The 26240-nt window shown below is 70.2% G+C and carries 17 protein-coding genes and 2 CRISPR repeat arrays; of the genes, 13 read left to right on the top strand and 4 right to left on the bottom strand.

What is annotated here, in order from left to right; all coding sequences use genetic code 11:
• Window positions 1–159 precede the first annotated feature (159 nt).
• The 3 genes from ACZ6AA_RS36595 to ACZ6AA_RS36585 all read left to right on the top strand — a co-directional run bounded on the left by ACZ6AA_RS36595 (window position 160) and on the right by ACZ6AA_RS36585 (window position 6284).
• Entirely contained in the window at window positions 160–4527 is a 4368-nt protein-coding gene (locus ACZ6AA_RS36595; protein ID WP_471462800.1) for a DNRLRE domain-containing protein, read from the top strand.
• Window positions 4524–4964 carry a hypothetical protein gene (locus ACZ6AA_RS36590; RefSeq protein WP_468449572.1) on the top strand — a complete coding sequence of 147 codons (441 nt, stop codon included), beginning with the start codon at window positions 4524–4526 and terminating at the stop codon, window positions 4962–4964. The genes ACZ6AA_RS36595 and ACZ6AA_RS36590 overlap by 4 nt, the downstream gene beginning before the upstream one ends.
• A gap of 165 nt (window positions 4965–5129) precedes the next feature.
• Window positions 5130–6284: a D-alanine--D-alanine ligase gene (locus ACZ6AA_RS36585; RefSeq protein ID WP_471462797.1), complete on the top strand. Its 1155-nt coding sequence runs from the start codon at window positions 5130–5132 to the stop codon at window positions 6282–6284.
• A 73-nt stretch (window positions 6285–6357) separates the two neighbouring features.
• On the opposite strand, the gene ACZ6AA_RS36580 is transcribed toward ACZ6AA_RS36585, so the two are convergent.
• Both ACZ6AA_RS36580 and ACZ6AA_RS36575 read right to left on the bottom strand, forming a co-directional pair.
• A complete protein-coding gene (locus tag ACZ6AA_RS36580) occupies window positions 6358–7824 on the bottom strand; it encodes an aminotransferase class I/II-fold pyridoxal phosphate-dependent enzyme (protein WP_468480874.1) in 1467 nt (488 codons plus the stop codon).
• 129 nt (window positions 7825–7953) lie between these two features.
• Window positions 7954–8199, bottom strand: coding sequence for a DUF6479 family protein (locus ACZ6AA_RS36575; protein ID WP_468449575.1), 246 nt, complete (start codon window positions 8197–8199; stop codon window positions 7954–7956).
• 231 nt (window positions 8200–8430) lie between these two features.
• Between ACZ6AA_RS36575 and ACZ6AA_RS36570 the strand changes: the two genes are divergently transcribed.
• The 10 genes from ACZ6AA_RS36570 (at window position 8431) to cas2e (ending at window position 22059) form a co-directional block, all read left to right on the top strand.
• The gene (locus tag ACZ6AA_RS36570; protein WP_468449576.1) at window positions 8431–8997 is read left to right on the top strand and encodes a type 1 glutamine amidotransferase domain-containing protein; all 567 of its coding nucleotides are present in this window, start codon (window positions 8431–8433) and stop codon (window positions 8995–8997) included.
• A gap of 145 nt (window positions 8998–9142) precedes the next feature.
• Complete coding sequence (locus ACZ6AA_RS36565) at window positions 9143–9562, top strand: CBS domain-containing protein (protein WP_468449577.1); 420 nt, start codon at window positions 9143–9145, stop codon at window positions 9560–9562.
• A 722-nt stretch (window positions 9563–10284) separates the two neighbouring features.
• A CRISPR array of direct repeats spans window positions 10285–12265; the repeat unit is 29 nt; unit sequence CGGTTCACCTCCGCTCGCGCGGAGAGCAC.
• Between the two features lie 193 nt (window positions 12266–12458).
• On the top strand, window positions 12459–15335 hold the full coding sequence (gene cas3 / locus ACZ6AA_RS36560) for a CRISPR-associated helicase Cas3' (RefSeq protein ID WP_468480872.1): 2877 nt from the start codon (window positions 12459–12461) through the stop codon (window positions 15333–15335).
• Window positions 15336–15569: 234 nt separating this feature from the next.
• On the top strand, window positions 15570–17165 hold the full coding sequence (gene casA / locus ACZ6AA_RS36555) for a type I-E CRISPR-associated protein Cse1/CasA (RefSeq protein ID WP_468480871.1): 1596 nt from the start codon (window positions 15570–15572) through the stop codon (window positions 17163–17165).
• Window positions 17166–17206: 41 nt separating this feature from the next.
• Complete coding sequence (gene casB, locus ACZ6AA_RS36550; protein ID WP_468480870.1) at window positions 17207–17962, top strand: type I-E CRISPR-associated protein Cse2/CasB; 756 nt, start codon at window positions 17207–17209, stop codon at window positions 17960–17962.
• A 65-nt stretch (window positions 17963–18027) separates the two neighbouring features.
• The gene (gene cas7e, locus ACZ6AA_RS36545; protein WP_471462793.1) at window positions 18028–19200 is read left to right on the top strand and encodes a type I-E CRISPR-associated protein Cas7/Cse4/CasC; all 1173 of its coding nucleotides are present in this window, start codon (window positions 18028–18030) and stop codon (window positions 19198–19200) included.
• The gene (gene cas5e, locus ACZ6AA_RS36540; protein ID WP_471462792.1) at window positions 19197–20057 is read left to right on the top strand and encodes a type I-E CRISPR-associated protein Cas5/CasD; all 861 of its coding nucleotides are present in this window, start codon (window positions 19197–19199) and stop codon (window positions 20055–20057) included. The genes cas7e and cas5e overlap by 4 nt, the downstream gene beginning before the upstream one ends.
• Entirely contained in the window at window positions 20054–20728 is a 675-nt protein-coding gene (gene cas6e, locus ACZ6AA_RS36535; RefSeq protein WP_471462791.1) for a type I-E CRISPR-associated protein Cas6/Cse3/CasE, read from the top strand. The genes cas5e and cas6e overlap by 4 nt, the downstream gene beginning before the upstream one ends.
• A 74-nt stretch (window positions 20729–20802) precedes the next feature.
• A complete protein-coding gene (gene cas1e, locus ACZ6AA_RS36530; RefSeq protein WP_471462789.1) occupies window positions 20803–21720 on the top strand; it encodes a type I-E CRISPR-associated endonuclease Cas1e in 918 nt (305 codons plus the stop codon).
• A gap of 27 nt (window positions 21721–21747) precedes the next feature.
• Entirely contained in the window at window positions 21748–22059 is a 312-nt protein-coding gene (cas2e, locus tag ACZ6AA_RS36525; protein ID WP_471462788.1) for a type I-E CRISPR-associated endoribonuclease Cas2e, read from the top strand.
• Between the two features lie 18 nt (window positions 22060–22077).
• A CRISPR array of direct repeats spans window positions 22078–24113; the repeat unit is 29 nt; unit sequence GTGCTCTCCGCGCGAGCGGAGGTGGTCCG.
• 244 nt (window positions 24114–24357) lie between these two features.
• Here the strand turns inward: cas2e and ACZ6AA_RS36520 are convergent.
• Entirely contained in the window at window positions 24358–24969 is a 612-nt protein-coding gene (locus ACZ6AA_RS36520; protein ID WP_471462787.1) for a hypothetical protein, read from the bottom strand.
• Complete coding sequence (locus ACZ6AA_RS36515; RefSeq protein ID WP_471462786.1) at window positions 24966–26228, bottom strand: DUF6545 domain-containing protein; 1263 nt, start codon at window positions 26226–26228, stop codon at window positions 24966–24968. Before ACZ6AA_RS36515 ends, ACZ6AA_RS36520 begins: the two co-directional genes overlap by 4 nt.
• Between the last annotated feature and the right edge of the window lie 12 nt (window positions 26229–26240).

Genomic DNA, 26240 nt, shown 5'->3' with positions numbered 1-26240 from the left:
CCATTCCCGGGAGCACCCCCGGAAAACATCCCCCTGGCATCGCGGACGGCATTGCGGACTTTGGACCTGACCGATTTGGGACCAATGGCACCCACTACCTCCTGAATGCGCCGATACCTTTGCCCCTTCTTGACACTTTCTTTAACTGGGAGGGGACCCGTGTCAGAGAGCCCACCAAGGCGCCCATTTCGGAGAGCGGCGGCGCTGAGCACCTGTCTCGCGCTGTCGGGGCTGCTCACGTTCGAGGCCGTCATATCCGGCGCCACCGCCCTGACCGCCACCGCCGCGTCGCGACCCGGCAAGGCCGAGAAGACCGACAAGGCCGACGGCCGGGGGCCCGCCGCCGCACCGCGGCCCGCGACGGACACCTCGAGCGCCGCGCTGAAGGCGCGCCTTGACGGCAAGCGCGTCGAGGTCGTCGGTGGACGTACCGAGACCCGTACTCTGTGGGCGAATCCGGACGGGACCCTGACGGAGGACGAATCGGCCGGTCCGGTGCGGTTCCGTGGGGAGGACGGCTCCTGGCGGAGCGTCGACATCAATCTCGCCGAGCGGGCGGACGGCGGTGTCGCGGCCAAGGCCCACCCCCTGGACCTCACGCTCGCGGGCCCCGCGCCCGAGCGCGACGACAAGGCGGCCACCCGTCGGCTCCGAGCCGACGGGCCGGTGGCCGCCGCCACTCCCCTGGTGTCCCTGAAGTCTCCGGACGGTCAGCGCGTCGAGCTCGGTTGGCGCGGCGCCCTGCCCGGGCCCCGGATCGACGGCACCAGGGCGACCTACCCGGACGCCCTGCCGGGTGCCGATCTCGTCGTGGAGGCCACCCGTACCGGCTTCGAGCAGTTCCTGACCCTCAAGTCACGCGCGGCCGTGGACGACGCGGGCACCGTGCGCATGACGCTCACCGCGAAGGGTCTGACCGCGAAGGCGGCCCCGGACGGCGGGGTGACCTTCACCGACGCCAGGACGGGGCAGGCCGCGGGGACGCTGCCCGCCCCCGTCATGTGGGACGCCCGCGTCGACGAGCGCTCCGGCGAGCACACCCACCGCGCGCCCGTCGAGATGGACTTCGCCCAGCGCGGCGACGTCATCGACCTGACGCTCACCCCGGACGCGGAGTTCCTCACCGACTCCAGGACCCGGTTCCCGGTCACCGTCGACCCGTCCGTGAACCTGCTGTCCACCTTCACCACCTTCGTGCAGGAGGGATGGACCACCGACCAGTCCACCGCCAAGGAGCTGAAGCTGGGCGACAACGGGTCGGGGCAGGTCGCCCGTTCCTTCCTGAAGTTCGACAACCGGCCGGTGAAGAACGCCGAGATCAAGTCGGCGACGCTCAAGCTCTGGAACCACCACTCGTGGTCCTGCCAGGCCCGTGCGTGGGAGGTGTGGGACACCAACTCGGCCGGCACCGCGACGCGCTGGGACAGCCAGCCCAAGTGGAACCGCAAGTGGGCGACCTCCACGCAGACCAAGGGGTTCGGCAGCGGCTGCGCGGCCGGTTGGGTGAGCGCCGACATCACGAACCTCGCGCAGGCCTGGGCCACCAACCCGTACAACGAGAACGTCCTGGGCATCCGGGCCGCGGACGAGAAGGATCCGTACGCCTGGAAGCGCTTCAGCTCCCGCAACGCCGCGAGCGGCGTGCCGGTGATCTCGGTGACCTACAACCGCCTGCCCGCGGCGCCGGGCGCCGTGCAGCTCGACCCGTCGGCGGCCAACACCTTCAACAAGCGGACGTACGCCACCTCCACCACCCCCACCTTCTCCGCGAAGGTCTCCGACCCGGACGGCGGCACGGTCAAGGCGCAGTTCGAGGTGACCGCCGACCCGGGCCCCGGTGACGCGGGCTCCTACTCCTGGACCGGCACGAGTACGGGTGTCGCGTCGGGCGCCACCGCCAAGGTGACGCTGCCCGCGGACAAGAAGCTCGGCTCCTTCGCCTACCGTGTCCGCGTCCGGGCCCACGACGGCACCGCCCACGGCCCGTGGAGCGCGTACGTGCCCTTCCGGGTGAACACGCTCAAGCCCGTTCGCCCCACGGTCAGTTGCGAGGGATTCGCGCAGGACGAGTGGACCGACAAGAACGGTGAGCTGAGCTGCACGTTCACCACCACCTCCAGCGACGGCCGCGGCTTCCTTTACGGCCTGGACGACCCGAACACCCAGAAGCAGGTCAACGACCCGGCGGGCACCGGCGGCAAGCCGGGGACCGTGAAGCTCAAGGCCGCCAAGGGCTGGCACACCCTGCACGCCCGCACCGTCGACTCGGCCGGGCTGCTCTCGGGTACGAGCACCTTCCAGTTCGGCGTCGGCCCCAAGCCCGCGGTGCTGCCCGTCCCGGACCTGCCCACCACGCTCCAGGAGGGTGCGACCGACACCCCGGCCCCGCTCCTGTCGGGCGTCGTCACGTCCGCCGACCAGGCCCGGGTGAGCGGCGAGTTCGCGCTGTACGACGCCTCCGGCAAGGAACTGCCCGGCGTCGTCCTGCCGCAGTCCACCGAGGAGAGCGGCAGCCGCGTGGCGACCGCGGTCCCCGAGGGCACGCTCGTCCCGGGTACCAAGTACCAGTGGGCCATGCGCGCCTGTGGTGAGGCCGCGTGCTCCCCGTGGACCCCCAAGCGCACGTTCACCGCGAAGGACGCGAAGGACGATCCGGTGCCGGACACCCGGACCGTCGAGATCACGGCGCTGTCGGACGCCACCGCACCGGTCGGCGCCGAGGACTGCGCGGGCAAGGACTGCGCCGCCGTCCGTGACGAGACGCTGCGCGTGGGCACGCCCGGCGGCGTCTCCTGGCGCTCCTGGCTCAAGGCGGACCTGGCCGCGGTCCCCGCCGGAGCGCGGATCACCGACGCCCGCCTGAAGCTGCACCGCGCGGACTGTGCCGCCGACGACGACTGTGTCGAGCCCGCCGCGACCGTGAAGGACCTCGCCGAGGCGTGGGACCCCGAGCAGAGCGGCCAGGCCCTGGCGGCCGCGGCGAGCGACGAGGCGTTCGACACGGAGGAGGGGCTGCCGCTCCCTCTCCAGGACCTGAACGTCGCTCCGCTGGTGGCGGACTGGCTGGAGACCGGCGAGAACCACGGTCTGAGCCTTCAGCTCGGTGACGAGAAGGACGCCGCCCCCGGCGTGGTGTACCACTCCGCACGCGCCGCCGACCCGGCGAAGCGACCGCGGCTCGTCATCTCCTACATCCCCTCGGACGCGCCCGGCGTCCCGCAGGACGTCAAGGCCGTTCCGGCCGACGGCGGGCTCCTCGCCACCTGGAACGCCCCGCGGGACCCGGGCTCCGCGACCGACGCCCTGAAGTACACCGTGGTCGTCCACAAGGGCACGGCCGAGGTCGCCCGCAGGACGGTGGACGACACCCGCGCGGTCTTCTCCGGCCTCGCCAACGGCGCCGCCCACACCGTCACGGTCAGTGCGGCCTCCGAGTTCGGCACGTCGAAGACGGCCTCCTCGGAGCCCGCGAAGCCGGTGGCGGTCACCTCCCAGGACCGCTATGCCCAGGCCGTACGGGACTACTTCAAGGCCCGGGCCGCGCTCCTCAAGGGCACGCACACCACCGCGGAGAAGGCCGCGGCCGCGTCCCCGCACGCGGCGATGTTCCGCGACCTGCTCGCCGGGCAGGAACCCGACCTGACCCTCACCCGTGAGGCCAACGCCCGCCACGGCCGCCACTTCTCGGAGGTCGAGGCCACCTTCGACGACCTGCTCACCGGCCCGGGCCCGGACCACACCGTCGTCGTGCGCGGCCGGGTCGTCGAGCGGACCGTCCTCACCGGCAAGGACGGCGACCAGGAGCCCGAGGAAGGTGAGGTCCCCGGCCGGTTCGTCTTCGCCGACGGCGTCCTGCGCATGGAAGCCGACGACGCCGCTGTCGAGGTCACGATGCCCACCGACGAGGCCGCCGCCCAGGCCGCCACCGTCGCCCCGCCCGCCGAGGACAGCGTGGCGGAGATCGTGTCCCCCGAGGACGAGGGGCTCCCCACCGAGCTGGACGAGGACGGCATGCTCGTCGACGACCCGGCCGCGGCGGGACCGCCCCTCGCGTACGCCGCGCCGAACCACAGCGGCACCGCCTCCTGGGCCAAGCGCCACGTCAACATCGGCTGGGACCACGGCAACGACTGCGCCAACTTCGTGTCCAAGGCCCTGCACCACGGCGGCAAGATGAAGATTCGGAAGGGCCCGCGCAGGAACCTGTCGAGTTGGTACCGCGGGAAGATCTTCTGGAAGCGGGTCGACAGCTTCACATGGGCCGCCGCGGCCAACCTCCGCCAGCACCTGAAGAACCATCGGGGCGGCCGCGAGATCTCGCGCTACAACGCCCGGCCGGGTGACGTGATCTTCGCGTTCTACCGGAAGGACCGGCAGTGGAACCACGCCGGTGTGGTCACCGGCGGCAAGCGTGGCAACCTGAACATCACCCAGCACGGCAGCAAGAATCACACCACCCTCAACCAGTGGCTCAAGCCCAAGAAGATCACCGCAGTCAGCATCATCAGGCCGGGGAGGCGCAAGTGAGGAGAGCACGCATCGCGGGCTCGTTGGCCGCGGCGGCGCTGCTCCTGAGCGCCTGCACCGCGGAGGACCACACCCCGCCGTACGTCAAGGACGGCACGGCCGACCTCGACCTGTCGGTGACGGGCCAGCCGGTCCCCAAGACCCTGGCCCTCGTCGAGAAGGCGCTCGTCCGCATCCAACGGCACGACGCCGACGGTCTCGCGAAGCTGTCGTACGACGACGAGCACGCCAAGGAGACAGCCGACGCCTGGGTGACGAAGTGGGGTGACGCGGCGCGGAAGCCCATGGTCGCGAACTTCCTCGTCAGTCCGAAGAAGTACGTGGACGTCACGGTCCGTTTCAAGGGGGTGAAGGGCAGTCTGGCCCTCACCCTGCAAGAGGACACGGACGACTGGACGTACGGCATCGTGACCCGCGAAGGGTTCTACGACGACTGATCCATCGCCTGCTCCGCGCACTGGCGCAGGTGTCCGGGAGCACGCTCGCGGCCCAGCCGGACCCGGTCCGGCTGGGCCGTGCTTCCCCGCCACGCGCCGCGCTGGAACCGGCTCGATACACACCCCCGGGCGGTAGTCCTGCCGCGTGACGGGTACTGCTGGTCCATGAGGATTGTCGTGCTCTGCGGTGCGGAGAGCCTCGAACGCTACGTCTCCCTGGAATCCGGCCTGTCGGTGGCCCGCGCGCTGACGGAGCTCGGGCACGAGGTCAAGGTGATCGACCCGGCCGCCCCGGACCCGGTACTGGCGGGGCCGACGCGCACCGCCGACGCCCTGCCACGGTTCACCTCACCGGTCCGCCTCCCCGACAGGGACGAAGCGCGGGACAGGCGACGGATGTTCGCCGTTCTCACCCACGGCCCCGTGCTGGACGCGCTGCACGCCGCCGACCTGGTCTTCCTCGCGCTGCACGGGGGCTGGGGCGGCGACGGGCACATGCAGTCCCTGCTGGAGATGGCCGGCATCCCCTTCACCGGTGCGGGCAGCGCGCAGTGCAGCCTCGCCTGGGACAAGCGGCGCACGCTGCAACTGCTGCCGCACGCCGGGGTACGGGTCGGGCCGTGGACGGCGCACCGCACGGACGACGGGCGCCTGCCGCCCGAGCCCCTCGCGCTGCTCGAAGACGGCCCGGTCGTGGTGAAGTCCGCGGCGGGCACGGCCCACGAGATGCTCCATCTGGTGTGCGGGGAAGACGAGTTGTCCCGGGTGTTGCAGGACGTGCCCGCGGGCGAGGAGCTGGTGCTCACCCCGTATCTGCCCGGCCGGGAATTCTCGGTGGGAGTGCTGGGCCCGCGCGTACTGCCCGTCGTTGAGTACGTGTTCGACGGCCCCTTCCTGGACTACCGGGCGAAGTACGCCGAGGGCGGCGCGTCCCACACCTGCCCCGCCCGCATCCCGCCGCGGCTGGAGCGGCATCTGCGCGAGCAGGCCCTGCGGGCCCACCGGGCCGTGGGCCTCGGGGACACGGACTACTCCCGCTCGGACTTCCGCTGCGACCGGCGGGGAGAACCGCACTGCCTGGAGGTGAACGCCTGCCCGGGACTGCGCACGACCAGCGCTCTCGCGCACGCGGCCGAAGGCGCCGACATCCCCTACCCCGCCCTCATCGACCGGATCGTGCACCTGCGGAGGCACGGCATCGACGGTGACGAACAGCGGAAGCACGGCATCGACCTCGGCGAGCAGCAGAGGCGCGGCCTTGACGGTGACGAGCAGCAGAGGCGCGGCACTGACCGCGACGAGCACTGGCTCGATCTTTGAGATCGAGGGGCGCACGCGGCTTCGAATGCGGCGCGGAGTGCTCCCGGCCCGCCGCCCGCCGCCCGCCCGGCTGCTACTTGACCACGCGTACGGTGTCGAAGGCGGGGTCCGCGGCGTCGGGGAGGTTCATCCCGGCTGCCACGCCGGTCCGCAGATAGGCGAGGACCGGTTCGGTGAGGCGCTCGCCCGGCAGGACCGCCGGGATCCCCGGCGGGTAGGGAGTCACCATTTCCGCGGCCACGCGGCCCGCAGCCCGCCCGACGGGGACGTCCTCGGTCGGGGCGAAGTAGGCGTCCCGGGGCAGGCACGCCTGTTCCATGCGCAGACCGTCGGCGCTCGGCACCGCCACGACGGGCGCCTTGTCCCAGCCGCGGGCGGTGTCCACGAGGTCGTGGAGCGCCCGCAGCAGGGGCTCGGTGGTGAGCCGGCTGTCGGCGTGGGTGATCTGCACGTTGATACGGCGATGGTCGGCGATGTGGACGTTGATGGAGCGGTGCTCCCGCAGCCAGTCGGCCGCCCGGTAGCCGGAGAGCGCGGGCCCGGACAGGTCGACGACCACGGGCAGCGGGTCGAGGTCGTCCGCGCGGCCGGGCCCGCAGAAGTCCCGCGCGTCGTTCACGTGGAGGCCGTCGATCCGTTCGACGGCGCGCCGCAGTTCGTCGGCGGTGGCGAGGGCGTGGCCGATCAGCTCGTGTCCGTGCAGCGCCATCTGGCGGCGCCAGCCGTCCATGGCGGCGTAGACGAGGACCGAGGGGCTCGTCGTTCCCATCAGGTCGGCCCGGTTCTTGAGCACTTGGGGCTCGACCAGGTCGCCCTGGAGGTGGAAGACCGACCCTTGCTCCAGGCCGCTGCCCATCTTGTGGATGCTGGTCACGCAGACGTCCGCGCCCGCGTCCATCGCCCAGACGGGCAGATCCCGGTGGAAGGGCAGATGGGCGCCCCACGCCTCGTCCACGATCAGCGGCCGGCCGTGGCGGTGGCAGACCTCGGCGACACCGCGCAGGTCCGCGCAGCCGCCGTAGGGGGTCGGGCTGGTGATCAGCGCTCCCCGGGCCTGCGGTGCGCGTGCGAAGGCGGCCGCGTAGTCCTCGGCCGAGGGCGGGTGGGCCAGATGCCGTTCGTCGTCCCAGCGCGGTTCGACCCACACGGGTTCGATGCCGGACAGGATCAGGGCGGCGACCACGGACTTGTGGGCATCCCGACTGACCAGGAGCCGCTGGCCGGGCCCGGCAACGGACAGCATCGCCGCCTTGACCGAGAGGGAGCTGCCGCAGGTGGTGAAGAACGTGTGCTCCGCGTGGACGGCGTCCGCCATCAGCTTCTCGGCGTCCCGCAGATACCCGCCCCGCGTACGCCGGTCGTCCAGGCCCCCGGAGGCCAGGAGATCGTGCTCGAAGACCTCCCGCCCCAGGAGACGTCGTACGTCGGGATCCGCGCCCGCGCCCTGTTTGTGCCCGGGGGGCGTGAACGACAGCATGCCGCGGCGCCGATGAGCGTCCACCGCCTCCACGACGGGAGCCCGTGAGTGATCGAGTGCCATGGATGCCTGCCTTCCTTCTACTTCCCTGCCGCCTTCCCTGCCGCTTTCCCTGCCGCTTTCCCTGCCGCCTTCCCTGCCGAGAGCGGGACCCTCGCCCCGCGCGTCCGCACGACTGTTCGAAACCGCGGATCAGGGGTGGGGGCTTCCTTGGTCGGGGTCGTCGTCGGGGGTCTGCCAGGTGTCACCTCGCTGCGCCTCGCCGCCGGTGGGCGTGGCGCCGTGGGCGGGCGTGCTGCTTTGCGTGCGGCGGGCCGCGCGGCGGCGGCCCGCGACGAACATGGCGATGAGGCCGACGACCACGACGACGCCGACGACGATGAGGGCCAGCGAGGCGCCACCGGAGGCGGCCAGGACGGTGTGGCTGTGAGTACGCATCTCGGTGGAGTACCCGATCGTCGGCAGAAATCGCAGGGCCGGTCGGGTGAGAATCGAGGGACGCCGCCACACGGGCGCCGCCACACAACCGCCGCTCCACGCGCGCTCGCGTGCCTGCGGGCGCACCCTGGAGAAACGGCTCAAGAGACGCAGCCGACTGCTGCCGGGGCCGGAGCCTCGTACGGACAAGACACCTCACGAGGCCCGCGTGACGAAAGGAAGGCGCATCACATGTCCGACAAGCCGCTCGACGGCCGCCGTGTACTGGTGCTCGTCACCAACTATGGAGTCGAACAGGACGAGTTGCTGGTGCCCGTCCGTCGGCTACGGGACGACGGCGCGGACGTCACCATCGCAGCCGTGAGTTCGGACCCCATCGCGACACTGGTCGGCGACCGGGATCCGGGCGAGACGGTCGAGCCGACCACCGTGCTCGACTCGGTGGACCCCGGCGCGTACCAGCTGCTGCTGATCCCCGGCGGCACCATCAACGCCGACCAGTTGCGCCTGCAGCCCAAGGCCCTTGAGGTGATCAAGGAGTTCGCGGCGGCGGGCCGCCCGATCGCCGCGATCTGCCACGGCCCCTGGGCCCTGGTGGAAGCGGACGTGCTGCGCGACAAGACCCTGACCTCCTATCCCTCGGTCCGCACGGACGCCCGCAACGCGGGCGCCAAGAGCTGGGTGGACGAGGCGGTGGTGAGCGACGGCGCCCAGGGCTACACCCTCGTCACCTCCAGGACGCCGAAGGATCTCGACGACTTCGTGCGCGAGGTCCACAAAGCCCTGGCCGGATCCTGAGCCGACCGGCCGCCTCAGGATCCGACCAGGGGGCGCCCGGGGGTGCTGCCGGACGGTGCCCGGCGGTGCGGATGGAGCGCGTCGGCTCGGGTACCCGGGCCGGGCGACGGTGACGGCACCGTCGGAGCCTGACGAAGGAGGTCCCATGGCCCAGCGAGTACGCGACATCATTTCCGGCGCACCCGTCGCCGTCGAACCGCTCACTTCCGTGCGGGAGGTGGCCCGCCTCATGCGCGACCAGGACCTCGGGGCCGTCCTGGTGACGGAGGCGGACGAGCTGCGCGGGCTGGTCAGCGACCGCGACCTGGTGGTGCGGGTGCTGGCCGAAGGCGCCGACCCGGACCGGACGACGGTCATCGGCGTGTGCAGCGAGGAGGTGGTCACCGCGGCCCCCGACGAGCACCTGAGCCAGGTCGCGGAACGGATGCGCAAGCACTCGGTCCGCAGGGTCCCGGTCGTCGACCACGGCCGAGTGGTGGGCATCGTCGCCCTCGGCGACCTGGCCATAGAACGGGACCCGGAGTCGGCACTCGCGGACATCAGCGCGGCGAAGCCCAACCGGTAACGGCCGGGTCGCACAAGCGCATCACGCATCGAGCCCCTGCGTCGCGCCGCTGAGGTTCCTCATCGCCCGACCCACAGGACGCAAGCCACCAGATCGAGGCCCCTCGGACGGGCAGGAGCGTCCAAGAAGACGACCCGAACGAGAGTCTGCGTCCCGCGGCTTGACGCGCGTCCCGAATGCGTCCCGCCGATCATGAAATCCTCATCGAGGAAGACCCGCCAGGCCCCCTCGACCATCGCCCCGACCAGCAAAGTCGCTGGTCGGAACGATTCTTCGCACATGGTGCGGAGTGGGGCGGGTGGGACTCGAACCTAAAACGGTGACCCATCTCACCTGCGGTTTTATCGGGGAACCGGACATGTCCACCCGATTCGATCCTCCCAAGTCCCGTTCGATCCCGCTCAATCCGGTGTGGTGAGGCAATTGCCTCACCATGATCCGAGGCCGTGTTGCCTCGCGGCGAGTGGAACGCAGCCACGATGACGCAGGCACGAGAATCGCATTGCGCGAGCAGCGAAGATGCCTCTCGGTACCCCATTGACGCGATCTGTGTCGCAGTTACGGACTGTAGCGACAGGAGACTCGACGCCCTATCACTCAGCCAGCTTAGGGCGGCCGGCTGACTCCGAGCTACGTGACGCGCTTCTATCGGGCGGGGATGCTCAGGACCTCCGCTCACGCAGAGAGCACGCCACGTCGTCCGAGTCGGCCAGCACGTACCCCGGTTCACCTCCGCTCGCACGGAAAGCACGGCCTGCTCGAGACGCCCCTCCTGGACGGGCACGGTTCACCTCCGCTCTCGCGGAGAGCACGTCCGAACCGCCGACGGCACCGTTCTCCACGACGGTTCACCTCCGCTCGCGCGGAGAGCACTCGACCAGCGGCACGCCGTACCTGACGCTGTACGGTTCACCTCCGCTCGCGCGGAGAACACGTCTGATCCGGCGCGGGAGGGCGAGCCCGCCTCGGTTCACCTCCGCTCGCGCGGAGAGCACGGAGGTCGAGGTCCGGAGGAAGGCAGGTCTCGCGGTTCACCTCCGCTCGCGTGGAGAGCACATCACCGTCGCCCGGGCCGCGGTCTGCGACGACGGTTCACCTCCGCTCGCGCGGAGAGCACTCGACCAGCGGCACGCCGTACCTGACGCTGTACGGTTCACCTCCGCTCGCGCGGAGAGCACCCCGCGGACATCGAGGCCCTGCCCACGCCGGACGGTTCACCTCCGCTCGCGCGGAGAGCACACCGGCCCGATCCGCGTCCGCCGCGAGGGCGTCGGTTCACCTCCACTCGCGCGGAGAGCACTCCTTCTGCCCGTGCCGCTTCAGATACTGCCGCGGTTCACCTCCGCTCGCGCGGAGAGCACGCCTCGGCGGAGTCCGTCGTCCACAGCGTCGACGGTTCACCTCCGCTCGCGCGGAGAGCACCGCCTCCGTCTCCCACTCCACTCCCAGTGGATCGGTTCACCTCCGCTCGCGCGGAGAGCACGGGGTAGTTGGTGTCCGCTCTGCAAGCCGAGATGGTTCACCTCCGCTCGCGCGGAGAGCACCTAACCCTGACAGCATGCCGTGTCAGGCGAACCGGTTCACCTCCGCTCGCGCGGAGAGCACGGCCATCAGCACGATGAAGGCCAGGATCTCGGCGGTTCACCTCCGCTCGCGCGGAGAGCACTCGAGTGCGTCGTGCTGCCGCTCGGTGTTCTGCGGTTCACCTCCGCTCGCGCGGAGAGCACATCTGCGTGCCGCCCGCGACGCCCCGACCCAACGGTTCACCTCCGCTCGCGCGGAGAGCACTGCGACACTGAAGTCGCCAGGCATGTCGGTCACGGTTCACCTCCGCTCGCGCGGAGAGCACGATGACGCTCACGCCGTCGCCCCCGCCCGCATCGGTTCACCTCCGCTCGCGCGGAGAGCACCAGCACACCGTCACCCTGGCTCAGGGCTGACACGGTTCACCTCCGCTCGCGCGGAGAGCACGTTCTTGCACTCCAGCGGGGCGACGACCCGGCCGGTTCACCTCCGCTCGCGCGGAGAGCACATCTCGATCTGCGTCGACTTCTTGTCCGGGATCGGTTCACCTCCGCTCGCGCGGAGAGCACTCGTGGCACATCAGCCCGCGAGACGCCGACCTCGGTTCACCTCCGCTCGCGCGGAGAGCACACCGACGCTCATCGAGCCGTTCGTGGGCGCTGCGGTTCACCTCCGCTCGCGCGGAGAGCACTCGATCTTGTCGCCGGAGTTCGCCTTGTCCGGCGGTTCACCTCCGCTCGCGCGGAGAGCACGAGCCCGTGGACACAGCCGAAGCCCCCTCCCCCGGTTCACCTCCGCTCGCGCGGAGAGCACGCAGCCGCTGAGCAAGGCCCGTCTCGGAACCTCGGTTCACCTCCGCTCGCGCGGAGAGCACATATCTGCGACGGTCATGTCGCCCCAGTGTGGCGGTTCACCTCCGCTCGCGCGGAGAGCACAAATCCGACGCCTTGCCGCTCTTCGCGTACGCCGGTTCACCTCCGCTCGCGCGGAGAGCACGACCGCAACGCGGGCCTGGTCGACGAGCAGGCCGGTTCACCTCCGCTCGCGCGGAGAGCACCGGCGGATGCCTCGCAGCGTCAGGCCGACACGCGGTTCACCTCCGCTCGCGCGGAGAGCACTACCAGACCAGGCGTTTCGCCGCGAAGTCCGGCGGTTCACCTCCGCTCGCGCGGAGAGCACCCTTCCCGACCAGGCCCGTTATGGCGACTTTGCAGTTTCTTGAACCTTGTGACATAGCGCAGCCCACGTGTCGTGTTGAGCCATCCATGGCTGAGGCATAGGGGCAGTCTATGGTCCCAGCCGAAGCAGGTACCGGTCACGAGTTTCGCCTGCTCGGGGCATGTTGTCAGTGACGGCTGCTATCCCTGACGCCATGACGAAGCGAGACGGTCACTCGCGCCAGGGCAGGAACATCGACGCTCGGATGTGGGGTAAGGAATGGGGACTGCCGAGCCCCTATCCCGTGATCTGCCATCTCCTGGACACGGCGGCTGTGTTCGGAGTCCTGTGGGATGTCCTGCTGAGCGATTGCGTGCGTGAGCGAATAGCTCGCGCGCTCGGCCTGCCGGTGAGCGATACCCGTGCGGTGCTCTCGTTCTGGGCGGGATTGCACGACCTGGGCAAGATCACTCCGCCGTTCCAGGCTCAGGTGCCGGACGCCTTTTCATCCGTGCGGGACGATCCCGAGTACGCGTTCGCTCCTGGCGCGCCACACGAGCGGGCGTTCCGCCATGAGATGGCGACGCACTGGGCGGTCACGCGGCTTCTGGAGGAGGCCGGTTACCCAGGTGGCCAGCGGCAGATGCGCCGGGCGGTATGGCAGCAGGTCGCCCAGATGCTGGGTGGGCACCATGGATGCTTCGGCCGAGTGCTGCTGGCCAAGGAACTGGCCGCTGCGAGTGGCTACCAGCCAGGTCTCGGCGAAGAAGGCTGGGCGGCTCAACGCAAGGCGCATTTCGCGGAGTTGCGGCGCATCACGTATGCCGATGCCGTGCCGGCGCAGGGGCTGCCAGCCGAGCTGAGCGTGGTTGTCTCCGGTCTGGTAGTTGTCGCGGACTGGCTGGCCAGCCAGAAGGACGCCATCATTCCGAGGCTGCCTCCTGAGGGTTGGCGGGCGACTCCTAAAGAACTGGATGCCCACTGGGACCACGCCCGTAAGGCCGCGCCGGAATGGGTGTCCCGAGCCCAACTGGGCCGAGCTCGGTTCGACGCCGAGTACTTCGGTGAGATGTTTCCCTTTCCCCCGAACGCCCTCCAAGCCGATCTTGCAGCTCGGCTACCGGAGCTCACGGCGATCAGGGGTACGGGGCTGCTGCTCGTCACGGCTCCGACAGGCGATGGCAAGACGGAGGCCGCTCTGTACGCGGCGTCGGTGCTGGGGCGGGCAGCCGGAGCGCGGGGGCTCTATTTCGCGCTGCCCACGATGGCCACCGCGGACGCGATGTTCCCTCGCGTGAGGAAGTTCGCGCAGGCCGCCATGGGCGGAGAGCGGGCCTTGACGCTGCTGCATTCCATGGCCTGGCTCAGCCCGCTGTACGCCGGGGCAGACGCGCCCGGTGAGGGCGAGGAAGTGCCGGACGGCGAGATCAGTGCGGACAAGGAGACCGCGACGGCGGCGGGCGCGTGGCTGCGCGGTCACAAGCGTGGGCTGCTCGCCCCGCTCGGCGCGGGCACTATCGATCAGGTGCTCAGCGGCGTTCTCCCTCTCAAGTACAACGCCCTGCGACTGTTCGGTCTGTCCGACAAGGTCCTGGTTGTCGACGAGGCCCACGCCTACGGCCCGTGGATGCACCAGTTGCTCGTCCGTCTGCTGGAGTGGCTGGGCGCGTTCCGCGCGCCGGTGGTTCTGCTGTCGGCCACGCTGACGGGGCGTACGGCGTCGTCATTGGTGGACGCCTATCGGCGGGGCGCCGGCTTCCCGGAGCCCTCTGCCGTCGAGCCGTACTATCCGGGCTGGCTGTTCACGGATGCCTCGACCGGTTCCGTCTCGCCTCCGCGAGCGGTGAGGAGCGAGCGGGCCCGCCGTATTGACCTCGATATCCGGCCGGTCATGTGGGACACGGAGGCGGACCTGGCGTGGGATCCGCGTCCAGGTGGCCGCCGTGAGGCGCTGCGGGAGGTGCTGCGCCCCGTGGCATCGGACGGGGGTACCGCGCTGGTGTGCTGCACGACGGTTGCCGAGGCCCAGCAGACGTACCGGGACCTGCGCAACGCGTTTCCCGAACTCGCTGAGCGGAAGGGCGGGTTGCGTCTGCTGCATTCACGCTATCCGGCTGGCGTGCGGCAGAGCATCACCGCCGCGTGTGAGACCGCATTCGGCAAGCCGCGCGGTGCGGAGGACATCGCCCGGCCCCGTCCGGCGTCCATCCTCGTCGCCACCCAGGTCGTCGAGCAGTCGCTTGATTTCGACTTCGATCTGATCGTCAGCGATCTCGCCCCGCTGGCCCAGATCCTCCAGCGTGCTGGACGGGGCCGTCGTCACGAACGCGGCGAGACCGGTCGCCCGCTCTGGGCGATCCCGGAAGAGTCGCCACGTCTGACCGTCTTGGCACCCGTCGACTCCCAAGGGGCCATTGCCGTGCCTCGGAGCTGGGGATTGGTCTATGACGCCGGGCTGTTGCGCCGTACCGCCCTCGTCCTGGGCGAGGCGGAAGCGGCAGGCATCGACGTCCCCGGCGATGTCCAGAACCTGATCGACACCGTGTACGCGGAGGACTTCGTGGACCGGCTGGCTGAGACCTCAGAGCAGGAGCAGCTGCGCATCCTGGATGCCGAGCGTCAGGCCGAGGAGATGGCCCAGACACATCTGGCCACCATGGTGGGCATCTGCGCCCCGGCGGACGTCGCCGGTGATCTCCACCGGCTCAGTGAACGGAAGGCAGGCGTCACGGAAGAGCTGCTGACATCACGTCTAGGAGCAGACACTGGACGGGTGTTGTGCCTGTTCGAGCAGGGCAATGGCTCGCTGACGCTCGACAAGGCGGGGATCCATTCGCTGCCTGACGGCATCCGTGGACTCCCCCGCAGCCGACTGGCGCAGATCATTTCCCTTACCGCCCCGGTGCCAGGCAAGTGGCTAAGAGGCGAAGGGGGTTGCGAGGCGCCCAAGGGCTGGGACGAGCAGCCGCTGCTCCGCGATGTCGTACTGCTACGGATGCGGCCAGAACCCGATACGCAAGGCATCGCATGGTCCTGCCGCCACGGAGGCCGCACGATCCGGACATCGGATGTCGGCTTGGAGGTCGTGTAACCGCGATTTCGAGCCTCCTCCGCAGAAGTGTGCTCCGCACGCAGCACACTTCCACTAACGTCTTCAACAGCCGCCCTGGCGCGTGGTGTTGCTCTCCGGTTGACCGGCGCCAGGGCGGCGCCGCCCGCCTGCGCGGGCCAAGGGAATGACACGTGATCGCTCCTCACGCGGCACACGGTCCACCTCCGCGCACGCGGAGATCCCTCTCCATAGTGTCTCTTCACCTGGAGCCCTATGCCACCGCCTGCCTGCAACCTTCTCAACGAGCCGTGGATCCCCATCCGCTGGTCACCGAGCGCCCCTCCCCCTTCAGCTGGCGAACCTCCTGATCGCCTCGGACTACACGAACTGCTCCTGCGCAGCCACGACATCGCGGGCCTGGCCGTCACGTCCCCTCCGGCACACTCCGCCCTCCTGCGGATCCTGTACGCCCTCACGGCCCGCGTCACCGGCCTGGATGAGGCCGGCACCCGAGACTGGGGCACGCGTCTCCAAGACGTGTGGGACGAGGGAGAGTTGCCGCGGGATGGCCTTGCCGCGTACTTCTCCAGGTACGAGAGCCGATTCTTCCTTTTCGACCCGGAGGGCGGGCGCCCGTGGATGCAGGACGCGCGTCTGGCTGAGCAGTGCGACGCGGACAAGACCGCCGGCGTGAACAAGCTGATCGTCACGCGCGCCTCAGGCAACAACCACGCCTGGTTCCGTCCTGACAGGGACGCCCGCCCCACGCTGCCCACCGCATCGGAAGCAGTGCTGAATCTTCTGGTGTGGCACTACTACGGCCCATCCGGCCGCTGCTCGGCCCGAGAAGTCAACGGCACGAAGAGCGCCAGCATGACAGCCGGTCCACTGCGCACCGCGCTCTCGTACCACCCTGAGGGAGAGACCCTCTTCGAGACGCTGCTGGCCGGACTGGTCAGGCCAGAATCCACCGTGAGGGCGGCGCGGGATCAGTGCCCCTGGGAGCGGGACGAGTTGCCGGACCCCGGCAAAGCACCCCCCGCACCAACCGGGCCCTGCTCCCGTCTCACCGCGTGCTCCCAGCACGCGCTCCTTCTCGTACCGGAAGGCCAGGACGGGCAGTTGGTGCGGGACGCCTACATCACCTGGGCCTATCGCTCCGGCCGGATCCCTCGGAGTGATCCCTTCTTGATCTGGCAGGTGAGCCAGCAGGGCAATCCCTACCCGCGTCCGGCCGACTCCCGGCGGGCCCTGTGGCGGGACCTGGATGCCCTGCTGCTCAAGGAGCCTCCCGGGACCGCCCAGCCGAAGCGGCCCGAAGTCTTCGAGTACGCCTTCGAGGTCTCGGAGGACCTGCGGGTGCGGGCCCTCGGCTTCGAGCAGGAAGCACAGGCCAAGGACATCCAGTTCGTGTCCGGCACGACACCGCCGGTGCTGGGTTTCGCCGAGCGGGACACTCCGCGGACCGCCTTGCCGGTGGCGCGGCTTCGGCAGTTCGGCGAACTGTACGGGCGGCGCCTGGACAGAGCGGTGAAGCAGGCCTGGTCCGCCTACGTTCGCGACCCGAAGGCCAAGGGTGACACCTGGGCCGCCGAGGCCGGCGCACGTTACTGGCCCCGCGCCGAAAACGAGTTCTGGGACCGCTTCCGCCGCCTGGACCGCTCGGGCACGGCGCTGGACGCAGGCTTCGACCGGGCCGGATCACGGGCTGCGTTCCTGGCCTTGGCCGTGGAGGCGTACGACACCGTGACCGCCTCCGTCACCCGCACACAACGCGGCGCCAAGGCCGTCTCCGACGCCCGGATCGGGCTGTACGGCGGGACCCGCAAGAAGACCAACGGAGCCGTGAAGGCGCCGCAGGGCGCGTGAGCGCACAGCGTGGACGAGAACTAGAGGGGGCGAGGAACAGAATGACCACTCAGGCCGCTACCACCGACCCGGCCTCGGCACGGCGTCAGCGCCTGCTGGCCTACACCCAGTGGACGGAGCAGCTCTGCCGACAGGACCCCGGAGCCCGAAGTGCGCTGCGCGGCGGACTGCGGCGCGGGATCAACGACCGTCTGACGCAACGCATGCACCGGTTCATCGCGCCCTGGCTGCCAGAGAACAGCCTCAGTTCGGACGCCGATCAGCGGGCCTACTACGCGGTGGCCGCGATGATCGCGGCGCAGCCCCGAAGTGGATCTGCCGCCACGGATCTGCCCGCCGAGCTGGAGGAGAGCGAGGGCGGAGGTGCCGCCGATGCCGGACCCGCAGTCGAGAAGGCCGCTGAGGCAGCGGCGGTGCTGACAGGGCGGCAGCGCTACGGCACGAGCCTGGGCGCCGCCTTCGCCGCCGCCGTCACCGACAGTCCCGGCCGGGACAAGGCGATGCGGGAGTCGGGGGCTGAAGCGCGACTGAACCTTCTCACACGTCAGAGCATTGACGGCCTGCACCGTCATCTGCCCGCAGCTGTCGGCTACTTGCGGGGCCTGGGCGTGCCGGTTGACTGGGCGCGGCTGTTGAGCGATCTGCTCGCCTGGCCCGACCACTCCGGGCGGATCTCCCGTCGTTGGCTGCAGGACTACTACCGGCAACGCTCCGCGGATGCCGCCGATCGGGCCAATCGCGCCGACGCCGAAGAGACTCTCAGTGACGAGTCCGACCAGCCTGCGGACGGGGATTGACCGGCGCCGCTCACCCATCCGCTCCTGCCCACAACCTCTGCGCCAAGCCTCTCAGGGAGACCTCCGTGTCCGTTGCCGCCCGTTTCATCGACATCCACATCCTGCAGTCGGTCCCGTTCTCCAACTTGAACCGGGACGACACGAATTCCGTGAAGACCGTCCAGTACGGCAACACGCTGCGCACCCGCGTCAGCAGCCAGTCCTGGAAGCGCGCCATCCGCGCCGTCTTCGAGGACAAGGTCGGCCAGGCCGCACTGCGCACCCGCCGTATCGGTGAGCGCGTCACCCAGGAGCTGCTGACCCGCGGCTGGGCCGAGGCCGATGCTCAGCGCGCGGGCGCCCACATCGCGGCCGCCAGCAGCATCAAGTTCGAGCTCGCCAAGGACCCGGCCGACCCCAAGCAGATCGTGCCCAACAAGGTGCTCACCAACGCGATGGTGTACGTGCCCGAGGTGGCGGTCACCGAGCTGGCCGACCTCGCCCAGGCCCATCGCGACGCGGTGGAGAAGGCCAAGGACATCAAGAAGCCCGCCGACAAGAGCGTGCTGCCCAAGGACGACGTCGAGGCGATCCTGCGCTCACGCAACGGCGTCATCAACCTCTTCGGCCGGATGCTCGCCGAAGTCGACAACGCCGGGGTGGACGGCGCCGTCCAGGTCGCCCACGCGCTGACCACCCACCAGACCGACGTGGAGCTGGACTACTTCTCCGCCGTCGACGACATCACCGCGGCCTGGGGCGACGCCACGGGCAGCGGGCACATGGGCCACGCCGAGTTCAGTGCCGGAACCTTCTACCGCTACGCCACGGTCGACCTGCGCGACCTCGCCGCCAACATCGGCGATGAACCGCAGGCTGTCCGCGAGTTGACCAGCGCGTTCCTCGGTGCGTTCATCGAGTCGCTCCCCCAGGCCAAAAAGAACTCCACTGCCCCGCACACCATCCCCGACCTGGTCCACCTCTCCGTGCGCACGGACCGTCCGCTGTCGTACGCGGCCGCCTTCGAAGAGCCGGTGCAGGCCCGGAACGGTTTCGCGCAGGACTCGCGCACACGACTGGCTGAGTACGCTCAGGCGGCGAACAAGCTGCTCGGCACCGGCCGCGTCCTCACGTCGGGCTGGGCCGGTCTGGACGCCAAGGACCTGGCCGGCCTCGGCCGACGGCACGACACCTTCGACGACCTGATCACCATGGCCCTCGACGCCGCTCTCATCGAGGCCAACGGCGAGGCCGCGTGAACTCCCCCCGCACCCCGGATCCTCAAGCGGAGACAGGCCTGCTCCTCCGGCTGACCGGCCCCCTGCAGTCCTGGGGCGAGCGCAGCCCCTTCAACGAGCGGGACACCGCCCTGTTCCCGACCCGCTCCGGCGTCATCGGGCTGCTGGCGTCCGCGCTCGGCCGAAGCCAGGACCAGCCGCCGGACGACCTCGCCCGGCTGTCCCTGACGATTCGCGTCGACCGGCCCGGCGTGCTCCTCCGCGACCTGCACACCGTCGGCGGCGGCCTGCCGGCCAAGGCCACCGTCACCACCGCCGAGGGCAAGAAGCGGTCCGGCGACACCGGCACCCTTCTCACCCACCGCATGTACCTCGCCGACGCGGCCTTCACCCTCGCCGTCACCGGCGGCCCGGACGACACAGAACTACTCAGCCAAGCCGAAGTTGCTCTCCTCGCACCGCGATGGCCGCTCTTTCTGGGGCGTCGCTCCTGCCCGCCCGAGGGCCCGCTCCTCCTGGGCGCCACCACCGATCCGTTGCACCACCTCGTGCACCTGCCGCTCGCCGCACCCCGCCCACGCAACGGCTTCCAAGCCATCGACTTCTTCGCCGACCGGCCCTTGAACCGGCTCCTGACGTCCGAGGATCCAGGCACACACGACGGGCAGGACGGGGCACAGCCCACGAGCGAAATCAACGACCAGCCGCTCTCCTTCCGCCCCGGTCACCGCGCCCACCACACCCGTGACCTCTATCAACGCAGCCTCCGCCTTCCGGCCGACCAACACACCGGGCTCGGCATCAGCCACCTGACCGCTCTCGCCGCGTACGCCCACGAACACCTCGACCGCCCAGCCCTGGAAGGACACCGTCGTTGACCACCTGGCTGACCCGCATCGTCCCCGACCAGCGCTCCCGCGACGCCCGCCGCGACCTCAACGGCACTGAAACGGCCGTCGGTCTGCACCAGCGCCTCATGACCCTGTTCCCCTCGCACGCGGGCCCCGACCCACGCGCCCGCTTCGGCGTCCTCTTCCGTATCGAGGACACCCCCACCGGAGCACAGATCCTCCTCCAGAGCAGCCACGAACCCGACCTCAGCCAACTCCCCCCCGGCTACGGAAAGGGGGACACTCGCTCACTCGACGCACTCCTGAACGCCCTGCGCCCCGGCCTCACGGTGCACTACCGCTGTGTGGCCAGCGCCGTACGCAAACCCGGCGCCACCACCCGACGCCTCTACAAGCTGCCCGCCGTCGTGCCCCTGCACGGCGCCGACGCCGACGAATGGTGGCTCCGCCAAGCAGCCACCGCCGGGCTCAAACCGCTCACCCACCAGCCCCACCCCCTCGAGGCCGCCCGCGGCCCGCACGGCCCCCGCAACTCCCCCCAGCAGCGGCACATCCATCACGCCCGCACACGCTTCGACGGCACCGCGGCCATCACTGATCCCGAACCCCTCCGCAAGAAGATCATCGACGGCATCGGCCGCGGCAAGGCCTACGGCTGCGGCCTGCTCAGCATCGCCCCCGCCCGGGACACCTCATGACCAAGGCGGCCGCACCTCGCTCTGCCCGCTCCCCTGCCGACTCCCGGCGCCAACTCGCCGCTCCCACCGTCGCAATGCTGCCGCGCATCGCCGACTCCCTGTCGTTCCTGTACCTGGACATCGTCCGCATCCACCAGGACGACACCGGCGTCTGCGCCGAAGTGACCAGCGACCGCCGGGGCACCGAGACCGTCTACCTCCCCACCGCCGCCCTCAGCTGCGTCCTCCTCGGCCCCGGCACCTCGATCACCGCCCGCGCCCTGGCCACACTCGCCCGCCACGGCACCACCGTCCTGATCACCGGCTCAGGCGGCGTCCGCTGCTACGCCGCCACGCTCCCCGACTCCCTCACCACCACCTGGCTCGAACGCCAGACCCGCGCCTGGGCCGACGACACACAACGCCTCGCCATTGCCACCGCCATGTACAACAAACGCTTCGGCCACGGCACCGCCCCGGCCGACCCCACCCTCGACCAACTCCGAGGCCTCGAAGGCCGACGCGTCAAAGCCCACTACCGGCTGCTCGCACAGCAGTACAAGATCGGCCGCTTCCGCCGCTCCTACGACCCCGCCTCATGGGACACGCAGGACCCCGTCAACCTGGCGCTCTCCTCAGCCAACACCTGCCTGTACGGCATCGTCCACGCCGCCATCCTCGCCCTGGGCTGCTCACCGGCCCTCGGCTTCGTCCACAACGGCAACCAGCAGGCGTTCGTCTACGACATCGCCGACCTCTACAAGGCCGAGCTCACCATCCCCCTCGCCTTCTCCCTCCACTCCGCCACCAACCCGGAAGCCTCAGCCCGCCGTTCATTCCGCGACGGCCTGCGCCTCTTCAAGCTTCTCCCCCGCATCGTCACCGACATCCAGCAACTCCTCGACCCCGACACCCCCTCTGACGCCCCCGACCCCGAAGAACACCTCGTCGACCTCTGGGACCCCATCAGCGGCACCATCCCCGGCGGAAAGAACCACGGAGCCGACACCTGACACTCCAGCCAAAGGACCACGCCACACATGGCCTCGATGATCGTGCTCTCCGTCACCGCCATCCCCGACCACCTCCGCGGCGCCCTCACCCGCTGGCTCCTCGAAGTCACCCCCCACCTGTACGTGGGAACCGTCTCCGCCCGCGTGCGTGACGAACTCTGGACCGCCGTCTCCGCCTGCACCGGCGACGGCATATCCGTCCTCGCTTACCCCAGCGACAACGAACAAGGCTTCGCCCTGCGCACCGCAGGCACCCGACGACGCCACCCAATCGACTTCGACGGCCTCACCCTCGTGGCCTTTCAACACGAGGGTAAAGAAACTGCAAACCCATCGTAGGCCTGCAGGTCGGGAAGGGTGCTCTCCGCGCGAGCGGAGGTGGTCCGGCCTGGCCGCCGTACCGGCCGGGGACGTGGTGGTGCTCTCCGCGCGAGCGGAGGTGGTCCGTCGCCGGGGTGTGGGAGCACGTAGGCGATTGGGTGCTCTCCGCGCGAGCGGAGGTGGTCCGTTGACGCGACCCGGCCGGGCCCCCGTCCCCCAGTGCTCTCCGCGCGAGCGGAGGTGGTCCGATCGTGCTCCTGCTGTCCAGGAGCGCGGAGCGGTGCTCTCCGCGCGAGCGGAGGTGGTCCGCCCCCCAGCAGCCACCGGCCCCAGCCCCGGGCGTGCTCTCCGCGCGAGCGGAGGTGGTCCGGTTGCGCAGGGCCTCGGTGGCGTCGACCAGGTGTGCTCTCCGCGCGAGCGGAGGTGGTCCGCATCTCGGCTGTCCTCGGAGTGACCGGCGAAAGTGCTCTCCGCGCGAGCGGAGGTGGTCCGCGGGGCGGAGCTACATCTCCCGGTGCTCCGTCGTGCTCTCCGCGCGAGCGGAGGTGGTCCGCAGTGGAAGCCGCCCCCGAACAGGCGCCGGTGGTGCTCTCCGCGCGAGCGGAGGTGGTCCGCTTTTCCTCACCGACGGCAGCGTGGTCACGCTGTGCTCTCCGCGCGAGCGGAGGTGGTCCGTACACCCAGCGGGACATGCAGTTCGCCGAACTGTGCTCTCCGCGCGAGCGGAGGTGGTCCGTTCTGCCAGCTCAGGGTTAACACGTCGGCGACGTGCTCTCCGCGCGAGCGGAGGTGGTCCGCAGCCTGAGGAGGCACTGTGGCTACACCGACCGTGCTCTCCGCGCGAGCGGAGGTGGTCCGCGGCTGGGCAGTGAGCTGCAGGCGTCGCGGGAGTGCTCTCCGCGCGAGCGGAGGTGGTCCGAATTGACGCTCACAACAGACGGGGGCACCGTCGTGCTCTCCGCGCGAGCGGAGGTGGTCCGCGGCAGCGCCGAGCGCCATCCGGTCTCGTGTTGTGCTCTCCGTGCGAGCGGAGGTGGTCCGCACAGCCGAAGCCGTCGGCCGGCACAGTGCTCTCCGCGCGAGCGGAGGTGGTCCGGTCGCGGCGTAGACGTCGGCCTTGTTCGACGTGTGCTCTCCGCGCGAGCGGAGGTGGTCCGCCGCGGGAGGCGCCGCCGGGGCCGCCGCCGCCGTGCTCTCCGCGCGAGCGGAGGTGGTCCGGCGCGGGTGATCGCGACGGTCGCCCCGAGCTGGTGCTCTCCGCGCGAGCGGAGGTGGTCCGGAGCAGACCGGAATCGCACGGCAGCTCTCGGAGTGCTCTCCGCGCGAGCGGAGGTGGTCCGGGCTTCTTCGTCACGGTCGTCTCCCGGTTGAGGTGCTCTCCGCGCCAGCGGAGGTGGTCCGGTCGTTGTGGGTGCAGTGTGGGCAGGTGGTCAGTGCTCTCCGCGCGAGCGGAGGTGGTCCGCCGTCGCAGGTCCCGGCCCGCGACCGGGGCGTGTGCTCTCCGCGCGAGCGGAGGTGGTCCGTCGACATGAGCGAGAGTACGGGCCCCACCCCAGTGCTCTCCGCGCGAGCGGAGGTGGTCCGCCACACGCCGAGGTCGTCCAGGTCCGCGACCGGTGCTCTCCGCGCGAGCGGAGGTGGTCCGCGTACGGGGAACAGCGGCCGGTCTTCCCAGGCGTGCTCTCCGCGCGAGCGGAGGTGGTCCGCCACATGGTCATGCCGACGCCGGCCATCTCGTGTGCTCTCCGCGCGAGCGGAGGTGGTCCGGCGGCAGCACCACCGGCAGCACGGTCACGGGCGTGCTCTCCGCGCGAGCGGAGGTGGTCCGGGGCTGGGCATCGTCATGGTCGCCTGCGTCGTGTGCTCTCCGCGTGAGCGGAGGTGGTCCGAACCCTCCAGGACCGTCGAGGTACACCGCGTAGTGCTCTCCGCGCGAGCGGAGGTGGTCCGTGGCGTCTGGGCGGCTCCCGTTCGGCTCCTCAGTGCTCTCCGCGCGAGCGGAGGTGGTCCGTCCTGCAGGATCCGGAGTTGACGGTGGATGTGGTGCTCTCCGCGCGAGCGGAGGTGGTCCCTTTGGCACCAGGAAGGCAGAAGCTGTCTCGGTGCTCAGAGTGCGACCCTGTATAAGGGCGTGGTGGACTGCGGACGCGCCTTAGCGGCACCCTTCCTCAGCGGTGGCGTCGTGGCCTTGGCTCAGCGGCAGTCGCCGACCGCGATGAACGCTATATGCCCGCCGCATCGCGCTGTAGAGGAGCAGCTGAGAATCAACTCATGGTCGTCACGGGCACGAGACATACGGCCGGAGCGGTCTTCCCGTCATCCGCTGACCGCGGCGAAGACAGGGCCGGCCACCACGCCCCCGACGACGGCTCCGGCAACGGTCTGCGCCACCGTGTGGTCGCGCAGAACGATCCGGGACCAGGCGATCACAGCGACGACCGGAGCGGCAGTCCAAAGGAGCGGACTGTACGCGTCGGCGAGCATCGCGAGAGCCCCGGCGGCCACGCTGGTGTGCACGCTGATCTTCCAGAACGCCGTGATGGGCAGCAGCACAGCGAGGGTGGCCAGCATCGCGGCGACCAGAGCCAGCATCTGGCGAGGGGCCTGGAGCCAGAGCATGCCTCCGATGCCCGCGGCGACGGACGCCATGATGACGGGTATGAGGAGCATGCGGCGCTGCCGCTGACCTACGTGACGGTCGGCCCACATGCCGCGGCGCATGCCGTGCTTGATGTAGGCCACGGGGATCACCGCGGCGAACAGGATGGCTTCGAGCCCCCACGCGAGGCCTGTGAGCGGGTTGTCCTGGGCCAGGCCGACGCCGAGGCTCACCAGGACGATGACGTTGCGTGGCTCCGTGCCGTCGGTGATGAGCCGTGCGGCGCGGCTCTCCTCCTGGTGCGGCGCGGTGGCAGCGGTGTCGGTCATGCGGCGAAAGCCTCCTGGGGAGTTGCGATGCGCCCGTCGAGGGTGCTGGCGATCTCGGCGATGCGGGGAGAGGTGTAGTGGCGGGTGACGCGGGCGAGCCAGTTCGCGTTCGCCAGGAGGTCGTGGCGCAGTGTCAGCAACGTGCTGGCAGGGCGGACGACGAAGCTCTCGCCCTGAACAGCTTTGAGGCGGGCCACGCGCAGGCAGATGGCCTCACGTGCGGCGCGGGCCTCCGCTCCGTGCAGGCCTACACCGCGCGCGGCGACAAGAGCTTCGCGGCGGAGGTCCTCGCTGACCCACGGCAGCAGCTCGAACACAGCGTCCGAGATATCCACGACCCGCTCGTCGAGGCGCCCATACAAGTCGCCCAGCCGCAGCCGGTCGGCCTGTGGGGAACTCCCCTTCTTGAGGTGGCGCAGGATGGCTTCCGGCGGGAGAACCGACACAAGCTCTATCCACAGCGGGCGCAGGGCTATCAGCCCGCGGCGCTGCCGGATCCCTCGGACCACCAGGTCGACGGCGCGTACCGAGCTGCCGATCAGAACGAACGTGATGGTGACGAACTGGAAGAGGGAGCCCCCGAGGTGGAAGGCGGGCTCGCTGAGCGGGTACGTCCAGGAGGCGAATCCGTACGCCAGGTACGAGATCCGGTAGGCGGGGTAGAGGCATCCCGCGAGGGCGCCGAGCCCTAGGAAGCGCATGCACAGCCGCAGGAGCCGATCGTTCGTCCGGCGGGCGACCGTGAAGTACAGGAACGCGGACGGCGCCAGGGCTGCCGCCATGCTCAGCAGGTAGCAGGCCAGGTGGACGGTGCCCGCGACGTCGCCGTACTGGGCGGAGGAGAAGTCCTTGGAGCCGTCGGCCGCGGTGATGGCGGGTGCTGCGTAGGGGAACGCTGCCGTGGCGACGATGCTGAACACGGCGAGCACCGCCACGCGTGGCCTGAAGGCAACCCAACGGCGCCAGGTGGGGTCGCTCTCGCCCCTTGGAACAACGGAGTCCACCCAGCCCAGGAGGATGGTGCAAGCCACCATGATGGCCAAGTGCTTGGGCAGCACCGCCGCGTCCTGGAGGCCAGTCAGGTCGGCGAACAGGTCCTCGACGGCGGACAGCCGCAGGGTGGCACCGATGGCCAGGACGACCATCGTGGCGAGGAAGGCTCTTTGTCCCGACGTGGACGGTCTCTTGTAGACGCGGACTGCGACGACCACCCACAGCGGGATGGTGGTGGACAGGTCTATGAGGTCATCGGTGGGCACAGTGGCGCTCTT

The sequence above is a fragment of the Streptomyces sp. NPDC040610 genome, from assembly GCF_055594065.1.
Note: the sequence above shows the minus strand (reverse complement) of the source record. Positions and strands in the feature narration are given on the sequence as shown.